Origin of the sequence: Rhizobium sp. PP-F2F-G48 (assembly GCF_004342335.1) — a bacterium.
GTDB lineage: Bacteria > Pseudomonadota > Alphaproteobacteria > Rhizobiales > Rhizobiaceae > Ferranicluibacter.
Genome location: NZ_SLVH01000008.1, coordinates 1 through 14,252, shown reverse-complemented (window position 1 = coordinate 14,252; position 14,252 = coordinate 1). Strand labels below are relative to the sequence as shown.

Annotated in this window: 14 protein-coding genes and 1 pseudogene; 9 read left to right on the top strand and 6 right to left on the bottom strand. The window is 57.8% G+C overall.

Features of this window, described 5'->3' with window-relative positions:
• A complete protein-coding gene (locus tag C8J36_RS17395; protein ID WP_245506624.1) occupies positions 1 to 1,257 on the top strand; it encodes an HWE histidine kinase domain-containing protein in 1,257 nt (418 codons plus the stop codon).
• Here the strand turns inward: C8J36_RS17395 and C8J36_RS25730 are convergent.
• Positions 1,254 to 1,544 (bottom strand): hypothetical protein, encoded by a 291-nt coding sequence (locus tag C8J36_RS25730; RefSeq protein WP_348631364.1) that lies wholly within the window; start codon positions 1,542 to 1,544, stop codon positions 1,254 to 1,256. The genes C8J36_RS17395 and C8J36_RS25730 overlap by 4 nt on opposite strands.
• 295 nt (positions 1,545 to 1,839) lie before the next feature.
• Here C8J36_RS25730 and C8J36_RS17385 point away from each other — a divergent pair, with 295 nt between their 5' ends.
• From C8J36_RS17385 to C8J36_RS17365, 5 genes and pseudogenes are all read left to right on the top strand, one after another.
• The gene (locus C8J36_RS17385; protein ID WP_132536868.1) at positions 1,840 to 2,373 is read left to right on the top strand and encodes a TetR/AcrR family transcriptional regulator; all 534 of its coding nucleotides are present in this window, start codon (positions 1,840 to 1,842) and stop codon (positions 2,371 to 2,373) included.
• Positions 2,374 to 2,456: 83 nt separating this feature from the next.
• Positions 2,457 to 3,875: pseudogene (locus tag C8J36_RS25725) on the top strand (MFS transporter).
• Between the two features lie 122 nt (positions 3,876 to 3,997).
• Positions 3,998 to 4,753: an SDR family oxidoreductase gene (locus C8J36_RS17375; protein WP_132536675.1), complete on the top strand. Its 756-nt coding sequence runs from the start codon at positions 3,998 to 4,000 to the stop codon at positions 4,751 to 4,753.
• A gap of 65 nt (positions 4,754 to 4,818) precedes the next feature.
• Positions 4,819 to 5,802: an aldo/keto reductase gene (locus C8J36_RS17370; RefSeq protein WP_132536674.1), complete on the top strand. Its 984-nt coding sequence runs from the start codon at positions 4,819 to 4,821 to the stop codon at positions 5,800 to 5,802.
• Positions 5,803 to 5,844: 42 nt separating this feature from the next.
• A complete protein-coding gene (locus tag C8J36_RS17365; protein ID WP_132536673.1) occupies positions 5,845 to 6,330 on the top strand; it encodes a hypothetical protein in 486 nt (161 codons plus the stop codon).
• A 262-nt stretch (positions 6,331 to 6,592) separates the two neighbouring features.
• Here the strand turns inward: C8J36_RS17365 and C8J36_RS17360 are convergent, their stop codons facing one another.
• Positions 6,593 to 7,483, bottom strand: a complete 891-nt coding sequence (locus tag C8J36_RS17360; RefSeq protein ID WP_132536672.1) for a LysR family transcriptional regulator — start codon at positions 7,481 to 7,483, stop codon at positions 6,593 to 6,595.
• Between the two features lie 98 nt (positions 7,484 to 7,581).
• On the opposite strand from C8J36_RS17360, the gene C8J36_RS17355 reads away from it, so the two are divergent.
• Positions 7,582 to 8,685, top strand: coding sequence for an aldo/keto reductase (locus C8J36_RS17355; RefSeq protein WP_132536671.1), 1,104 nt, complete (start codon positions 7,582 to 7,584; stop codon positions 8,683 to 8,685).
• Here the strand turns inward: C8J36_RS17355 and C8J36_RS17350 are convergent.
• From C8J36_RS17350 to C8J36_RS17335, 4 genes are all read right to left on the bottom strand, one after another.
• A complete protein-coding gene (locus tag C8J36_RS17350) occupies positions 8,618 to 9,355 on the bottom strand; it encodes a VTT domain-containing protein (RefSeq protein WP_132536670.1) in 738 nt (245 codons plus the stop codon). The genes C8J36_RS17355 and C8J36_RS17350 overlap by 68 nt on opposite strands.
• A 64-nt stretch (positions 9,356 to 9,419) precedes the next feature.
• Positions 9,420 to 9,866, bottom strand: a complete 447-nt coding sequence (locus tag C8J36_RS17345; protein ID WP_132536669.1) for a hypothetical protein — start codon at positions 9,864 to 9,866, stop codon at positions 9,420 to 9,422.
• Positions 9,867 to 9,986: 120 nt separating this feature from the next.
• Positions 9,987 to 11,384: an ATP-binding protein gene (locus C8J36_RS17340; protein WP_245506607.1), complete on the bottom strand. Its 1,398-nt coding sequence runs from the start codon at positions 11,382 to 11,384 to the stop codon at positions 9,987 to 9,989.
• On the bottom strand, positions 11,381 to 12,121 hold the full coding sequence (locus C8J36_RS17335; protein ID WP_132536668.1) for a response regulator: 741 nt from the start codon (positions 12,119 to 12,121) through the stop codon (positions 11,381 to 11,383). The genes C8J36_RS17340 and C8J36_RS17335 overlap by 4 nt, the downstream gene beginning before the upstream one ends.
• Before the next feature lie 347 nt (positions 12,122 to 12,468).
• Here C8J36_RS17335 and C8J36_RS17330 point away from each other — a divergent pair, with 347 nt between their 5' ends.
• Positions 12,469 to 13,275, top strand: coding sequence for a MipA/OmpV family protein (locus C8J36_RS17330; protein ID WP_245506623.1), 807 nt, complete (start codon positions 12,469 to 12,471; stop codon positions 13,273 to 13,275).
• 118 nt (positions 13,276 to 13,393) lie between these two features.
• Positions 13,394 to 14,014: a cytochrome b gene (locus C8J36_RS17325; RefSeq protein WP_132536666.1), complete on the top strand. Its 621-nt coding sequence runs from the start codon at positions 13,394 to 13,396 to the stop codon at positions 14,012 to 14,014.
• The last annotated feature ends 238 nt before the right edge of the window (positions 14,015 to 14,252 follow it).

Here is a 14,252-nt window from a genome sequence, read left to right as displayed (position 1 = left end):
GTGGCCGATAATCATCGCTTCACGACAAACGTTGGTGTACCGCTCAGCGAGAGTCAGAATTTGTCGGGCAACTGGACCACTTCGTTGAATAAGGCAGTGCTAGAGTTTTCTGAAGAACGTCGGCTTGCGGCGTTGGATTCCTATAAGGTTCTGGACACTGAGCCGGAAAAGGACTTCGACGACATCGCCCAGATTGCAGCCCGCATCTGCGGTACGCCGATCGCCGTCGTCAACCTGATCGGGGATCGGCGGCAATTTTTCAAAGCTGAGGTCGGTCTCGGTGTCAGATCGACCCCGCTGGACAGCTCGTTTTGTGCCAAGGCTATCCTCGAAAACGAATTCCTGATGATCCCGGACGCGACCAAGGACCACAGGTTCGATTGCAACCCGCTTGTCACCGGGGAGCCCCATCTGCGGTTTTACGCTGGTGCGGTGCTCAAAACTTCAGACGACCTCGCACTTGGGACGGTCTGCGTCCTTGGATACGAACCGCAGGTTCTTAACGAGTTGCAGCAGGACACGTTGAAGCTTCTCGCGCGCCAGGTTATGGCTCAACTCGAACTCCGCAAATCCCTGCGCGAAAAATCCCGCGAGGCCGAGGCTCAGCGCAGGCTGAGCGAGCGCCGTCTCGCTCGGACAAAGGCCATGGAACGGGCGGAGGAAGAGCGCAAAATTCTCAACGCCGAACTCAGCCATCGGATGAAGAACACACTGTCGATGGTGCTGGCGATCGCCGCGCAGACGTTGAAGGACGTGAGCGAACGCGATGCCGTGGACGCGTTCACTGGCCGTCTCCATGCGCTCAGCAAGGCACACGACGTACTGCTGCGCGAGAACTGGTCCTCTGCCGAGATCGCCGAGGTGATGCTAAGTGTGCTTACCCTCCACGCTGACGGCACGCGCTATGACCTGAACGGCCCCAAGGTCACCCTCGGGCCCAAGGCGGGGCTGTCTCTCTCCCTTCTACTCCATGAACTCGCCACGAATGCCATCAAGTATGGATCGCTCTCCAACGAAATTGGTCGCGTCTCAGTAAAGTGGTCTGTCGACGATATCGAGGGCGTTCCGACCCTTTCGATGATCTGGACCGAAAGCGGCGGGCCGGAAATTGCCGAGCCGACCAGACGAGGTTTCGGATCGCGGCTGATCCGCATGGGAATTGCGGGGAGCGGTCACGTCGAAAAGTTATATCTGCCTACTGGCTTCACGGCGACATTCAGGGCGCCGATGGTCATGGTGCAGGATATCGGTTCTTAGATCGATCCACAATCGTTACATCGCGGCGCTTCCGACGAGAAGGGTCGCCGTTGACGGCTGCCGGAGGCGGCCTCGGACACCATCACCGGCACCAAAGTCGCGGTGTCCGACCTTTGGCTTGCCGATCTGGCAAAGTTCCTTGCGCCAGCGAGGGAGTTGACTAACAAGGTGCAGTTCGCGGCCTCTAGGACGATGCGGAGGTTTTCCCATATGGCGCGAAACTGCTTTTGCGGATCCTCGATAACCTGCAGGTCCCTGGTGCGACCGACTTGCCCAACGACGTAGATCGTATCGCCGACGTTAACCGCCGGGGCAATATCCCGCGCGGGAGACGATCTCGCGCATTTCCTCGGGAATACTGACTTCTTGATCCTTCGTCCTGCACTTTCCTGTTAGAGAGAGGCCGCCCTAGTTAGAGAAGGGCGGCGCCACGCCATCACGACCGTCTCCTAGCGTCTGGAAATTTTACTTGCTATAGAAACCGAATGGTTCCATATTGCCGTGATGGATAAACGCACCCAAACATCGCCATCCGTTGGCCGCCCTCGCGAATTCGAACTCGATGATGCAGTTCGCAAGGCGATGGGAGTCTTTTGGGATCGCGGATATCATGATGCGTCTCTCCCCGACCTGCTCCAAGGCATGGAACTATCGAGAGGCAGTTTCTACAAAGCTTTCGTGGACAAGCGGGGCGTCTATCTCCGTGCCCTTGATGTCTACATCGAAGATGCCATTCGCAAGGTTGGCGAAATCTTGCGCTCCAATCCGTCGCCGAAGGCCGCAATCAAAGAAGCATTTTCGCGGCAGGTTGAAGAATCCTCCGGCAAAGAGGGGCTGCGCGGATGCTTTGTCGTATTGTCGGCTGTCGAAATGCTTCCGGCGGACGAAGAGGTTTCTGCCCGAATTTCGCGACTGTTTCGGCGACTGCAAGATCTTTACGCGGCGGCGATCATAAGAGCTCAGGCCCTGGGCGAGGTCGATCCCGCGCTGGACGAGCGAACCCTGGCCAGGTTCCTCGTGTGTCAGATCCAAGGAATGAGGGTACTGGGGAAGGCTGGCGCTGATCGCCACGCTACCAAGGCTCTGGTCGACTTCGCGCTGAAACCGCTCGACTGACTTCATTTAGAAACCGAATGGTTCCGAAATAAGGTATTCGCGTAGATCGCCCGACCGGTTTGCCGGTCGATATGGAGAGAAAGTTGCAACATTCCCGTAATCCGAAAGCTAACGTTGATCCGCACCGATGGACCGCGTTGGCCATCCTGTTGACCGGGGCCTTCCTGCCGCCCCTGGATTTCTTCATCGTGAACCTGGCGCTCCCCTCGATCCGTGAAGACTTCCATGCTTCCGCATCGACGATGCAACTGATCATCTCCGGCTACGCTACCACCTATGCGGTTATGCTGATCACCGGTGGCAGGCTCGAGGATCTCTATGGTCGCCGAAACGTGTTTCTAGCAGGAATGCTCGCTTTCGCGGCCGCCTCCGCCCTATGCGGCTTTGCTTGGTCTCCAACGGTGCTCGTTGTCGGACGGGTCCTTCAGGGGTTTGCTGCGGCAATCATGGCGCCGCAGGCTTTGGCATCCATCAATGCGATTTTTCCCGATCACGAGAAATCGAGGGCACTCAGCCTCTATGCGCTGACATTCGGGGTGGCGTCGATGGCTGGGCTGTTTCTGGGGGGGAGCGCTGATTACGCTCAATATTTTTGGGCTCGGATGGAGGGCTATTTTCCTTATCAACCTTCCGGTGATCGCCATAGCAGCGCCGTCGGCGATGATGATACTGCGCGAAACGCGATCAGAGCACGCAAGCAAGCTGGATCTCGGCGGAGCAGTGCTGATCGCACTCGCGCTTTCTGCGCTGATCTCGCCGCTCATCGAGGGCCGCGAACAAGGGTGGCCGATTTGGTCGCTCCTGATGCTCGCCGCCTCGCTGCCGCTTCTTTTCCTGTTCTGGCATCACGAGCAGAAGGTGGAGGCGGCCAATAGAGATCCTATCCTCGCACCGCGCCTGCTTCGGGTTGCTGGATTGAAGCGCGGGCTGCTCGCCGCATTGTTCTTCTATGCCTTTGCGGCCTTCTGGCTGACATTCTCTGTCTATCAACAAGGCGGCCTTGGTCGCACACCTTTCGAGGCTGGCGTTGCAATCCTTCCCGCAGCGGTCGCTTCGTTTTCGGGCCACTTGCGAGTGGCTACATCTTTCGCGTCTTCGGCAGGTATTCCACCGCCGCGGGCATGTCCCTGGAGGCGGCCGGATTGTTCGGGACGGCAGCACTCGTCTCATTTGGGACGCCAGAGTTTCTCTACGTAGCACTTTTCTTCGTTGGTGCCGGACAGGGCATAGCGCTTCCCAATCTCGTGAGAACAGTCGTTCAGCGGGTGGATCCGGCGCAATCTGGCTTGGCTTCCGGTCTGGTCAATTCGATGCTTCAGATCGGCGGCGCCTTAGCGACAGCTCTTATCGGGGGACTGTTCTTTTCAGTCCTGGGCTCCTCAACCGATGTGAGATCCATCGGCCATGCCTACAGCATTGCAGCAGTCGCGATCGCTTTTTGTCTTCTCCTTGCAGGTTGGCTTTCCACTGGCCTTGGAGCGAAGAAGGATGTGCTTCGATGAGCGCGCATATTGGCGGGTATGGACATCGGTTCGTCCGTTGACGGTGTGACCATTCCGCCGTCGCAACTATCAGATAATCATTTCCCTACAGATCGAAACCAAGCATTTTGAGGTAACCCTCCATGGACTACATCCCCAACTTTCCTCTTAGCGGTAAGCGAGCGCTTGTCACCGGTGCGGCACGCGGCATCGGTGCGGCAATCGCGCTGAAACTGGCGGAGAATGGTGCCGACGTTGCGGTCACCTATGAGAAGTCGGCAGAAAAGGCCGAAGCTCTCGTCGCAGAGATCCGCGCACTGGGTCGCAAGGCGGTCGCCATTCAGGCCGATGCCGCAAGGCCGGACACCGCGAAGACTACTGTCGATCAAACGGTCACTGAACTCGGCGGCCTCGACATCCTGGTCAACAATGCCGGCGTCCTGTTCGCCGGTGATTTTGCCACACAGCCTCTGGAAGAGATCCAATTGCAGCTGGACGTCAATGTCCGCGGCGTCTTCTTGATGACCCAGGCAGCGCTGAAACATATCCCGAACGGAGGCCGCATCATCAGTACAGGCAGTAACGCTGGGTTGGCGGTCCCGTTCGCGGGGATTGCTGTATATGCAGCGACTAAGTCTGCGCTGGAGAGTTTTACACGTGGTCTCGCGCGAGAACTGGGTCCGCGGGAGATTACCGTCAATCTGGTTCGACCAGGCCCAATCGACACCGACATGAACCCTGCTGACGGCGCTCTCGCACCTGCTATCCTGCCGAGCCTGTCGATTGCCCGCTACGGTCGGACCAGAGAGGTCGCGGAGGCCGTAGCCTTCCTTGCCGGGACAGGCGCTGGCTACATCACCGGCTCTGGCATTCTCGTCGACGGCGGCATTAGCGCCTGAGCATTACGCGAAGCGGCCCTTCCACCTTGGGAAGGTCCGCTCTCGCAGCGAAACTGGAGATAGACATGGAATATACGCGCCTTGGAAATACGGGCCTAGAAGTTTCAAGCCTCTGCCTCGGGTGCATGAGCTATGGCGAACCCGATCACGGAAGCCACCCATGGACACTGACAGAAGAGCAGAGCCGCCCCTTCATCCGCAAAGCGATCGAACTCGGGATCAACTTCTTCGATACCGCCAATGTCTACTCCGACGGGACGAGCGAGGAAATTCTCGGCCGCGCCATCCGGGACTACGCGGCCAGAGATGACGTCGTCATCGCCACCAAGGTCAATGGCCGGATGAAGCCTGGACCAAATGGTGCCGGCCTCTCCCGAAAAGCGATTTTCTCGGAGATCGATGCTAGCCTAAAGCGATTGAGCACCGACTATGTCGACCTCTACCAAATCCACAGATTTGACTACCACACACCGATCGAGGAGACCCTTGAAGCCTTGCATGACGTCGTTAAGGCAGGCAAGGCCCGTTACCTCGGAGCGTCTTCCATGTACGCGTGGCAGTTCTCGAAAATGCTGGCTGTCTCGCAGGCAAACGGTTGGACACGGTTCGTCTCCATGCAGAACCATCTAAACCTGCTGTACCGCGAGGAGGAGAGGGAAATGCTGCCGCTCTGCAAATCAGAGGGTATCGGTGTCGTACCGTGGAGCCCGCTTGCGCGTGGTCGTCTGACCCGCGCTTGGAGCGAGCAAAGCGAGCGTTCCCAAACCGACGAGTTCGGTAAAGGCCTTTACACTCGAAACACAGAGGATGCCGACAAGCGGGTGGTAGAGGCAGTAGCAAAGATCGCGCAGGATAGGGAGGTTCCAAGAGCCCAGATAGCCCTCGCATGGCTAATATCGAAGTCCGAAATTTCGGCGCCGATTATCGGGGCGACCAAGTTGCATCACCTGGATGACGCTGTCGCGGCGCTGCGCATCAGGCTCACTGCTGCGGAGATACAAGCTCTTGAGATCAGCTACATTCCCCACTCTGTGGTTGGGTTTTCATGACCGCTTGGCTTTGAAGCCGGCTTACCTATTGAAGGAATGATTATGTTCGGAATAACACCACTCGGCTGGCTCCACACGTTAGGAAGTCTTCCGGCAATACCCGCAGCCGCCTACATGATCTTTCGATTTGGGCGGATCAAGCCGGACAGCGTGCCGGGATACATCTATTTTGTGTGCATGCTGGTCGGGAGCTTGACAATTTTTCTCGTGGCAAAGGCGCCAATCAGCCCGGCTATCGCGATCGTTACCATGTTGTGTCTGTTCGGCGGCTACGCAGCAAACAGGTACGCATTTCTGGGGCGGCTTCGGAAGTATATCGAGACGTCATTTTTGAGCCTGACTGTCTTCTTGTTGATGGTTCCATCCGTTTCTGAGACCTTGCGACGCGTACCCGACGGTCATCCGTTTGTAACAGACCCAAATTCGGTTGTTTTAAAGGGCGCTGTCGGGCTCATAGCGGCAGTATTTGTATCGGGTCTTGCAGCTCAGATCTACTGTTTGGCCCGTTACGGCGATCGCGCACGCTGACATTCGGTTAGCGTATGTGGCAATCCCGCCAGAATATTGTCACGTATCTCCTCAAGCCGTTGGGTGATGGGATCGCCAGGGCGATGTGGGAGGAGTAATTTGCTGCCAAACCATAAAGCGCGACCGCGCTCCAATAGGCGTGAATAGGAACACCTTTAATAGGTTAGACATATGAGAGCGGGGTCGTTGGTTCGATTCCTATCAAGACCAGGGTGCTCTCTTTGGACGGCGCCTCGGCCAACAGGTAGCTAGCCTTGCCGTTCTATCTAAACCGCAACGCAGCGATCAAAGCCCGAAGCGCGGGCGGTGATTGACGCCTGCTCGGATGGTAAAGATGAAACCCCGGAAACGTCGGACACCAGTCCGCCAACACTTGCACCAGTGTCCCTGATGCGATCTCGTCGGCTACATCATGCTCCATGATATACCCAAGCCCGGCGCCGGCCCTGACGGCTGCGGCGGGCAGGTCGCCGTCGTTGGCAACCAAGGGTCCGCTGGTGCGGATTTTGATGTCCTTGCCGTCCTTTTCAAACTCCCAAGGTAGCAATCCGCCCGATGTCGTCAGGCGGTAACCGATGCAGGCGTGGCGATCGAGATCGTAAGGCGTCTTTGGCGGCGCAATGCGCTCAAAATAGGAGGGCGTTCCGACCACCACTGTTCTGAGGTCCGGTCCGATCTTGACCGCTATCATGTCTTTCTCGACGGTCTCGCCGAGCCGGATGCCAGCATCGAAGCCCGCCGCGACGATATCGGTCAGACCGTCATCGATATTCACTTCGACCCGCACGTCCGGATTGGCAAGCAGGAAGGCCGGCAGATTCGGCACCAGCACCATCTTTGCCGCATAGGCAAATGTGGTAATCCTCACCGTGCCGGACGGATTGTCGCGCCATTCCGCCAGAGCCTCCAGCCCGCTCTCGATATCTGCAAAGGCCGGACTGAGCGACTGCAGCAACCGTTCACCCGCCTCGGTCGACGATACGCTGCGTGTCGTCCGCGCCAAAAGCCTCACACCCAGCCGCTCCTCCAACCCACGCATGGCATGGCTGAGCGCAGACGGTGACATTACCAGAATGGCTGCTGCGCGGGTGAAGCTGCGCTCGCGCGCAACTGCGGCAAAAGCCAAAAGATCGTTGAGTTCGTTCCGCTCCATTGATGCATGCTGCTCACAAGTTCATGCAACAGGCAACCGCTAATTCTTAGTCGCCGGCAGCGCTACATGCCTCGGTGCAAACATGAAGGAGAACGACCATGGATCTCACCAGCTATTGCACACTCGGCAACTCGGGCCTGATCGTCAGCCCGCTGGCACTCGGCACCATGACTTTTGGCGCCGAACGCTGGGGTGCCGGTGAAAAAACCTCGCGCGCGCTATTCGATGCCTATGTCGATGCCGGCGGCAATTTTCTCGATACGGCTGACGTTTATTCCGCCGGCCGCAGCGAAGAGATGCTTGGCACGTTCCTGGTTGATAGTGGCCTGCGCGACCGGCTTGTGGTCGCCACAAAGTCAGGTTTTCCGCGTGGTCAGGGCACACCCCTTTGGGGCGGTAATGGTACCAAGAACATTCGTCTCGGCATAGAGGGATCGCTGAAACGCCTGCAGGCGGATTACATCGACATGTACTGGATGCATGTCTGGGACCGGACGACGCCGGCGGACGAAGTGCTGCAGACGCTGACTGACGCCGTGCGGGCCGGAAAAATCCTGCATTACGGATTTTCCAACACGCCAGCCTGGTACGTCGCAAAGATCGCGACCTTGGCGCAGGCTCATGGTCTGCCGAAACCGATCGGACTGCAATACGCCTATTCGCTGATCGACCGCGGCGTCGAGCTCGAACTTGTCCCGGCTGGCGCCGAATTTGGTCTCGGCCTTGTGCCCTGGAGCCCGCTTGCTGCTGGGCTGTTGACCGGAAAATACGGCCGCGAGAAGATTGCCGATGCCGGGCGAGCCACGGGTCTGCCCGACAAGGCCGCAGACGCGCCAGAAGGCGACAGCGACGGCCGGTTGAACGGCGACAATCCGTTTGGCGGTATGCTGTTTACCGAGCGAAACTTCGATGTCGTCGATGTGCTGAAGGCGGTTGCCGCAGAGGTTGGCCGTTCGCCGGCAGAGGTAGCGCTTGCCTGGGTGGCGAGACGACCCGGCGTATCGTCGGTCCTGATTGGCGCCAGCCGGGTCGAGCAATTGTCCCAGAATATCGCTTCGCTCGACATAGCGCTGGGGGACAATCATCTCCAGAGACTGGAGCAGGCAACAGCGTTGCCCGTGTTGAACCCGTATTTCATTTTCGAAATGCCGACAGAGCGGATTTTCGGAGGAAAGACGGTTGAAGCCTGGCATCCTGCATGATCGAGAGGCACCACCGCCCGCGCATTGCGACGGCGGTGGTGCCGCGCTTCGTTGATAGATGCTTGCGTAACCTGTTCACGGTGACGACGACCGTTAGTCCCACCCCCTCGGTCACGATAAGCACGACAAGAAGTCCTGCGCCGGTTTCCGAGACCGACCATCCCTGCAGATGCAAGGCATAGCCACAGCCGGCGAGAATGCTCACCCACATCAGAGAGCCGAGCGCTGATGCAACTAAAAACTTCGCAAGCGGCAATCTCAGCACGCCGGCAGGAAGCGCGTGGAAGATGCGCACCGTTGGTACCATTTGGCCAAGCACGGTGATCATGAAGGGATTATTGCGATAGGACGAAGACATCTGCTCGTAGAGGCTTGTTTTGAGAAGCAGCCATTTCCCATAACGTTCGACGACAGATCTCACACGTTGCTCGCCAACAGCGACGCCAACGCCATACCAGGCGAGTGCGGCACAGAGCGACCCCGAGGCGGCAATCAGGCATTTCACGATCAGGTCTTCGACAGTCGAAGCTCCGGCGCCGATTGCCGGAAACAAAACGTACGACGGCAGCAAGGGGATGAATTTCTCGAGCACGGATGCGAGAAACACGGTCTTCAGATCGACGGCGTCGAGCAAAGCGTCCATCCACGCGCCAATGATATCGATATTCATGACATAACCTTTCGTGGCTCCCTACGAGGAAGCGTCCGTTGGAATGACGGGAGGTTGGATTTTCTCAGGAAGAGGGTTTCGCGGCGTTAAGCTGGACGATACCAAACAATCTCGGTAACCAGCGGCCACGCCCCTCGGCCGGCGTCGAGTTTTTGGCGATCAGCGGCTTGTCTTTTGCCCTGGCCGGATCCGTCAGCATTCTCACCCTGGATAGAAATGCCCTGGCATCGAACTGCTTCGTTCCGACCTCAACCGACGTGCCGTGTGGATCCGGGTGGAAGAAGATCTCCAGATTGAGAACCGGGAGCGCCTTGATATCGCGCACGGTATCAATGTCGGGTCGCGTGGTGACAACCAGCCTATGATCCCCCGAGATGAGGGCCTTGTGGAGTTCGGGCACGGAACATGCGACGGAGGTCAGGTAACCGATCTCGCTCAGTCTGGCGGCAATCAAAGCTGCTGCTGCCTGTGGTAGGAAGACGAGGATGTGCTGTCCGGATGTGTATTCCATGGCGATATCCTTGATTGAATGGCACCACGATACGCAAACGCCTAGCCTCTGTGTGTTTGGATAGATTTAGTTTTATTGCGCGAGAGGCGGTTGGTGGAGTCTGAAACTTCACGCTACGAATTAAGCGGTCGCCCGGCTCGCACTGCTCTTGGGCCAAGGCAGCGAGGCCACCGATAACGATTCCTCGGCCGGAAGATCGATGTGCACGATCAGGCCATGGGGCGAGGCATTCATAAGTTCGATGTGACCGCCATGGGCGCGGACAATGTCATCGACAATGGAAAGTCCGAGGCCAAAGCCGGTTCGATCGGACGACGTCCGGGCGGTATCGACTTTGAAGAACGGCTCGAGCACGCGCGTGCGCAAGTCGGCGGGCAAACCAGGACCATCATCGGTTACACTGATGCGCACCGATTTGCTTTCGGTCAACGAGAGGGTGACGGTGGCCCGCTGTGCGAACTTGGTGCTGTTCTCGACAAGATTGGTCACGGCGCGAGCCAACCATCGCGGCTTACAATGATAGGCAAGACGTTCGGGTCCAATGTACTCGACTTCGTATCCCAGGTCGTTAAAGTCGGCGCAGACCGTTTCGAGCAGGCTCGGCAGGTCAGCGTTGAGAATTTTGTCGGCTCCCATCTCCTTGCTGAGATAGATCAGCGTATCGTCGATCATATCGCTCAAAATAGCGATATCCGCCAAAAACGATGCCTTGAGCTCTGGCTGGTTGGATCTTTCGGCCCGTAAGCTGAGGCGGGTCAGAGGTGTGCGGAGGTCGTGACTGATCGCTCTTAGCATGCGGGTCCGATCCTCGATCATACCGCGCACTCGGGTGCGCATGTCGTTTAGCGATTTTGCAAGGGTCTGTATTTCCGCCGCACCGTTCTCGTCGAATGGGCGATCCGGCCCTTCGTCCGGTTTGAGTGTCCGCGCAGCCTCGGCGAATCTGAGAAGAGGCGCTGTAATTGTCGACGCAGCATAGAGAGACACGAGCAGCACGGGCAAGAGCACAACCAAAAGCTTCAGAGTCAGGCTGATCTGCTTTTCGGTGATCCAGGGTTCGGGTGGAGGCGAGGGCGGGGCAAACGCAAGAGCTCTGCCGTCGCCGGTCGCAACCACGAGCACGTCGAGCAGTTTCCCGGACGACGTCGCAGCGCGAAAACTGGTGAGGATTGCATCCGGCAAATTGCTTCGCACCAGCTGGCGGGCATCTGTGCGAGGGATTGACAGACTGGCGTCGGGTTGCAGTTCAGCGGTCGAAACCTCTTCAACCGGCAGCCCGCTTTTGGAAACAATTGCAAACAGTGCTGCCAGTTGTTCCGGGGTCCCTGCTGCCCGGACCTGTTCGGTCACCATCTCGATCTTGACTGCCGTGCCTCGCGCGTAGGACAGGCTTTCCGGTTCGTAGAGTGTCAAAGGCTGGGTCAGGATTAACAGGAGGGCAACGGCGATAACCGGCGCGATCGCCGAGGCTGCAATTTGCCACCGGATCGATCCGGCTTTCATTCGGTTGAGCATCATCGGATCTCCACCTTCGGCGTGAACAGGTATCCACCCAGCCGAACAGTCTTGATGGACGTCGGCTCCCGGACATTGGGCTCGATCTTCTGACGCACGCGACTGACGTGAACGTCGATGCTGCGCTCGACCGGGCCCGCCAGACCTGCATGCGTTAATCCCAGCAACTGTTCTCGTGTCAGAACGCGGCCTGGATTACGGCAAAAGGCCAGAAGCACGTCGAACTCTGCCGTTGTCATGGAGACGTGCACACCATCCGGGCTGATCAATTGGCGTGGGATAGGATCGACCACCCATCCAGCGAATTCCATCGGGCCTTGGGGAACGCGCTGATCGCTGCTGTACGATGCCCGTCGCAAAAGCCCCTTTATCCGAGCCATCAGTTCGCGGGGATTGAACGGCTTGGTAATGTAGTCATCGGCGCCGAGCTCGATCCCAATAATGCGATCGATATCGTCCTTGAGGGCCGTGAGCATAATGATCGGCGTCACCGACGCCGCTCGGAGACGCCGGCAAATGCTGAAGCCGTCTTCCCCAGGCAGCATCGCGTCCAGCACGATCAGATCGAAGGACTGATTGCGCATCACGACGTCCATGTCGGCCGCCGAACCCACCGCGATTGCCTCGAAGTTGTTGTCGGCAAGCATTTCGACGACCATCGAGGCAATCTGATGATCATCTTCGACAAGCAAAATGCGTGAACCGGTTTCCGGGGCGACGAGATGCAGATGCGCGCTCATAATGTGCCTTCAAGTCCAGAAAATTTGCCAAGTATAGTCGCGAAATACGCGAGCCCCGTCACGAGAAGATTTGTTTTTTAATATTAAGCCCAGGCTGCATATGGCGGCACCCGTAAGCCGCTTTCCGACCGACGGGACTTACGTCCCAGCAGTTCGGATCCAATTCTCGCGGCAACATCTCTTAACATCACAAAACCCAAGACAGCCGCAAGCTCTGAGATAGTGAGTTCAGCAAGCACCCCGTTGTGTTCGCTTCTCATGCCCATGCACCGTCCCCTCAGGAGCCTCGCCCAATGTCGCCAAGTAAAATCACGCCAGTTCGACCCACGAGGGCCACGTTGTTGGCGATGACCATCATCGCGCTATCGCCGGCGACCTGCACACAAGCCGCAGATCTCGATGAACAGGACGCTATCGCGGGTCCGCCGTCTCAAGGATTCGACAACAGTCGTTTCGGCGCGATCGGTCAGAAGCTTCACGAGTGGAATGTCGTGGTTGGCGCCGGTGCGATGTATGCGCCGAAGTTCGAAGGGTCGGATGAATTCGACGTCCGCCCCATTCCCGTCATTTCGGCACGAATTGGCGACAGGGTCGGGATCGATCCGACCGGGGTGACCGTCGACGTGCTCCAGTCGAACGGGTTTACCCTTTCCATCAAGGGCGGATATGAAATGGGCCGGTCCGAAGATGACTCCGATCATCTCAGAGGGCTTGGTGACGTCGATGCCGGCGGTGTCATCGGCGGTAAGCTCTCCTATCAAGCGGGCCCTGCTGAATTCTACGCATCCATCGACAAGACCATCGGCGGAAGCGACGGACTGGTAGGCAAGTTCGGTGCCAACATTTCTCAGCGATACGACCGGTTCATCCTGTCTGCCGGGGCATCTGCGACCGTTGCAGACGACAATCATATGGAAAGCTATTTTGGCGTTACGCCCGAGCAGTCCGCCCGCTCTGGCCTCAGCCAATATGACGCCGGCGCCGGGTTGAAGCGCTTCGATATCGAAGCATCCGTCACCTACATGGCAACGGAGAACTGGCTCATTCGTGGCCAGGCCGGTGTTGGCTTCCTTACGGGCGATGCCACCGACAGCCCGATCGTTCAGGACGATGTGCAGCCGTCAGCGATGTTGATGGTCGGGTACAAGTTCTAGACTTACCGTGCCGGTTCATTCATTCCTCGCGTAATTGCTCACCTCCGCTCTGGCGAGCGGTTGGCACGCGCCTGGGATAGTGGCGCCCTAAAACACCTAGTTTCCGGGGGAGACGCCGATGACTGATCGTGCCGAACGCTTCACCCGCACGGCCATCTGGCTGCACTGGATCACCGCCATTCTTATGCTGGTCATGCTGTTTCAGCAGACGGTTGGCGACAACTGGATCAGGGTGCCGGTCGGTGGGTCGATGGCGGGGTGGAAGCCCTCTGCCCACGCGTCAGTCGGGGTATTGATCTTGCTGTTTGGCCTGGCCCGGCTGTTCTGGCGGCTTGCAAACCCGCCTCCCAGGCTGCCGACCGCCATGCCCAAGTGGCAGGTGTGGGCTTCCCATCTCGTCCACTGGATGTTCTATTTTTTGATGATTGGCCTCCCTGTCACCGGGATGCTGGCGCTCGTGCCGTATGGCGGCGAGCGGCTTGATGTGGAACAGGTCAGATTTCTCAATCTAATTCCGATTGGCTTCATGCCCGATCTCGGAGCCTGGACCGGTGCTACCCACGAACTCCTCACCAACATCGCCAAGCTTTTGGTGATCGTCCACGTGCTGGCCGCCCTAAAACATCAGTTATGGGACAAGGACAGATTAATGGGTCGTATGAACCCGATGGTAAAAGGCTCATCGACGCCGTCACAACCAAGGCAGATTTTACCGAAAGCGCGCAAAGATTTACGCTGATTGCTCTCAGACAAACGTTGTGGCAACATATCTGGATCGACCGCCTTTCTTTTGTCCGCCTTTCGACATCGCGAGGCTCAAAAACCGAGCTAGTTCAGTCTCTTCTGAAGAAGGAGTGAATAGCCCCGAGATTTGTAGACACCTTCTTTCCTAAATTGAGGCAAGAAGAGCATCATGAGCAAATCGAATTTCAGCGAAGAGTTTAAGCGGGACGCGGTTCGTCAGATCACGGAACGGG

Excerpts from the sequence above, each read along its gene's own strand:
- C8J36_RS17385 (WP_132536868.1), top strand. The coding sequence starts at position 1,840 with ATGGGAGTCTTTTGGGATCGCGGATATCATGATGCGTCTCTCCCCGAC.
- C8J36_RS17375 (WP_132536675.1), top strand. The coding sequence starts at position 3,998 with ATGGACTACATCCCCAACTTTCCTCTTAGCGGTAAGCGAGCGCTTGTC.
- C8J36_RS17370 (WP_132536674.1), top strand. The coding sequence starts at position 4,819 with ATGGAATATACGCGCCTTGGAAATACGGGCCTAGAAGTTTCAAGCCTC.
- C8J36_RS17365 (WP_132536673.1), top strand. The coding sequence starts at position 5,845 with ATGTTCGGAATAACACCACTCGGCTGGCTCCACACGTTAGGAAGTCTT.
- C8J36_RS17360 (WP_132536672.1), bottom strand. The coding sequence starts at position 7,483 with ATGGAGCGGAACGAACTCAACGATCTTTTGGCTTTTGCCGCAGTTGCG.
- C8J36_RS17355 (WP_132536671.1), top strand. The coding sequence starts at position 7,582 with ATGGATCTCACCAGCTATTGCACACTCGGCAACTCGGGCCTGATCGTC.
- C8J36_RS17350 (WP_132536670.1), bottom strand. The coding sequence starts at position 9,355 with ATGAATATCGATATCATTGGCGCGTGGATGGACGCTTTGCTCGACGCC.
- C8J36_RS17345 (WP_132536669.1), bottom strand. The coding sequence starts at position 9,866 with ATGGAATACACATCCGGACAGCACATCCTCGTCTTCCTACCACAGGCA.
- C8J36_RS17340 (WP_245506607.1), bottom strand. The coding sequence starts at position 11,384 with ATGATGCTCAACCGAATGAAAGCCGGATCGATCCGGTGGCAAATTGCA.
- C8J36_RS17335 (WP_132536668.1), bottom strand. The coding sequence starts at position 12,121 with ATGAGCGCGCATCTGCATCTCGTCGCCCCGGAAACCGGTTCACGCATT.
- C8J36_RS17330 (WP_245506623.1), top strand. The coding sequence starts at position 12,469 with ATGACCATCATCGCGCTATCGCCGGCGACCTGCACACAAGCCGCAGAT.
- C8J36_RS17325 (WP_132536666.1), top strand. The coding sequence starts at position 13,394 with ATGACTGATCGTGCCGAACGCTTCACCCGCACGGCCATCTGGCTGCAC.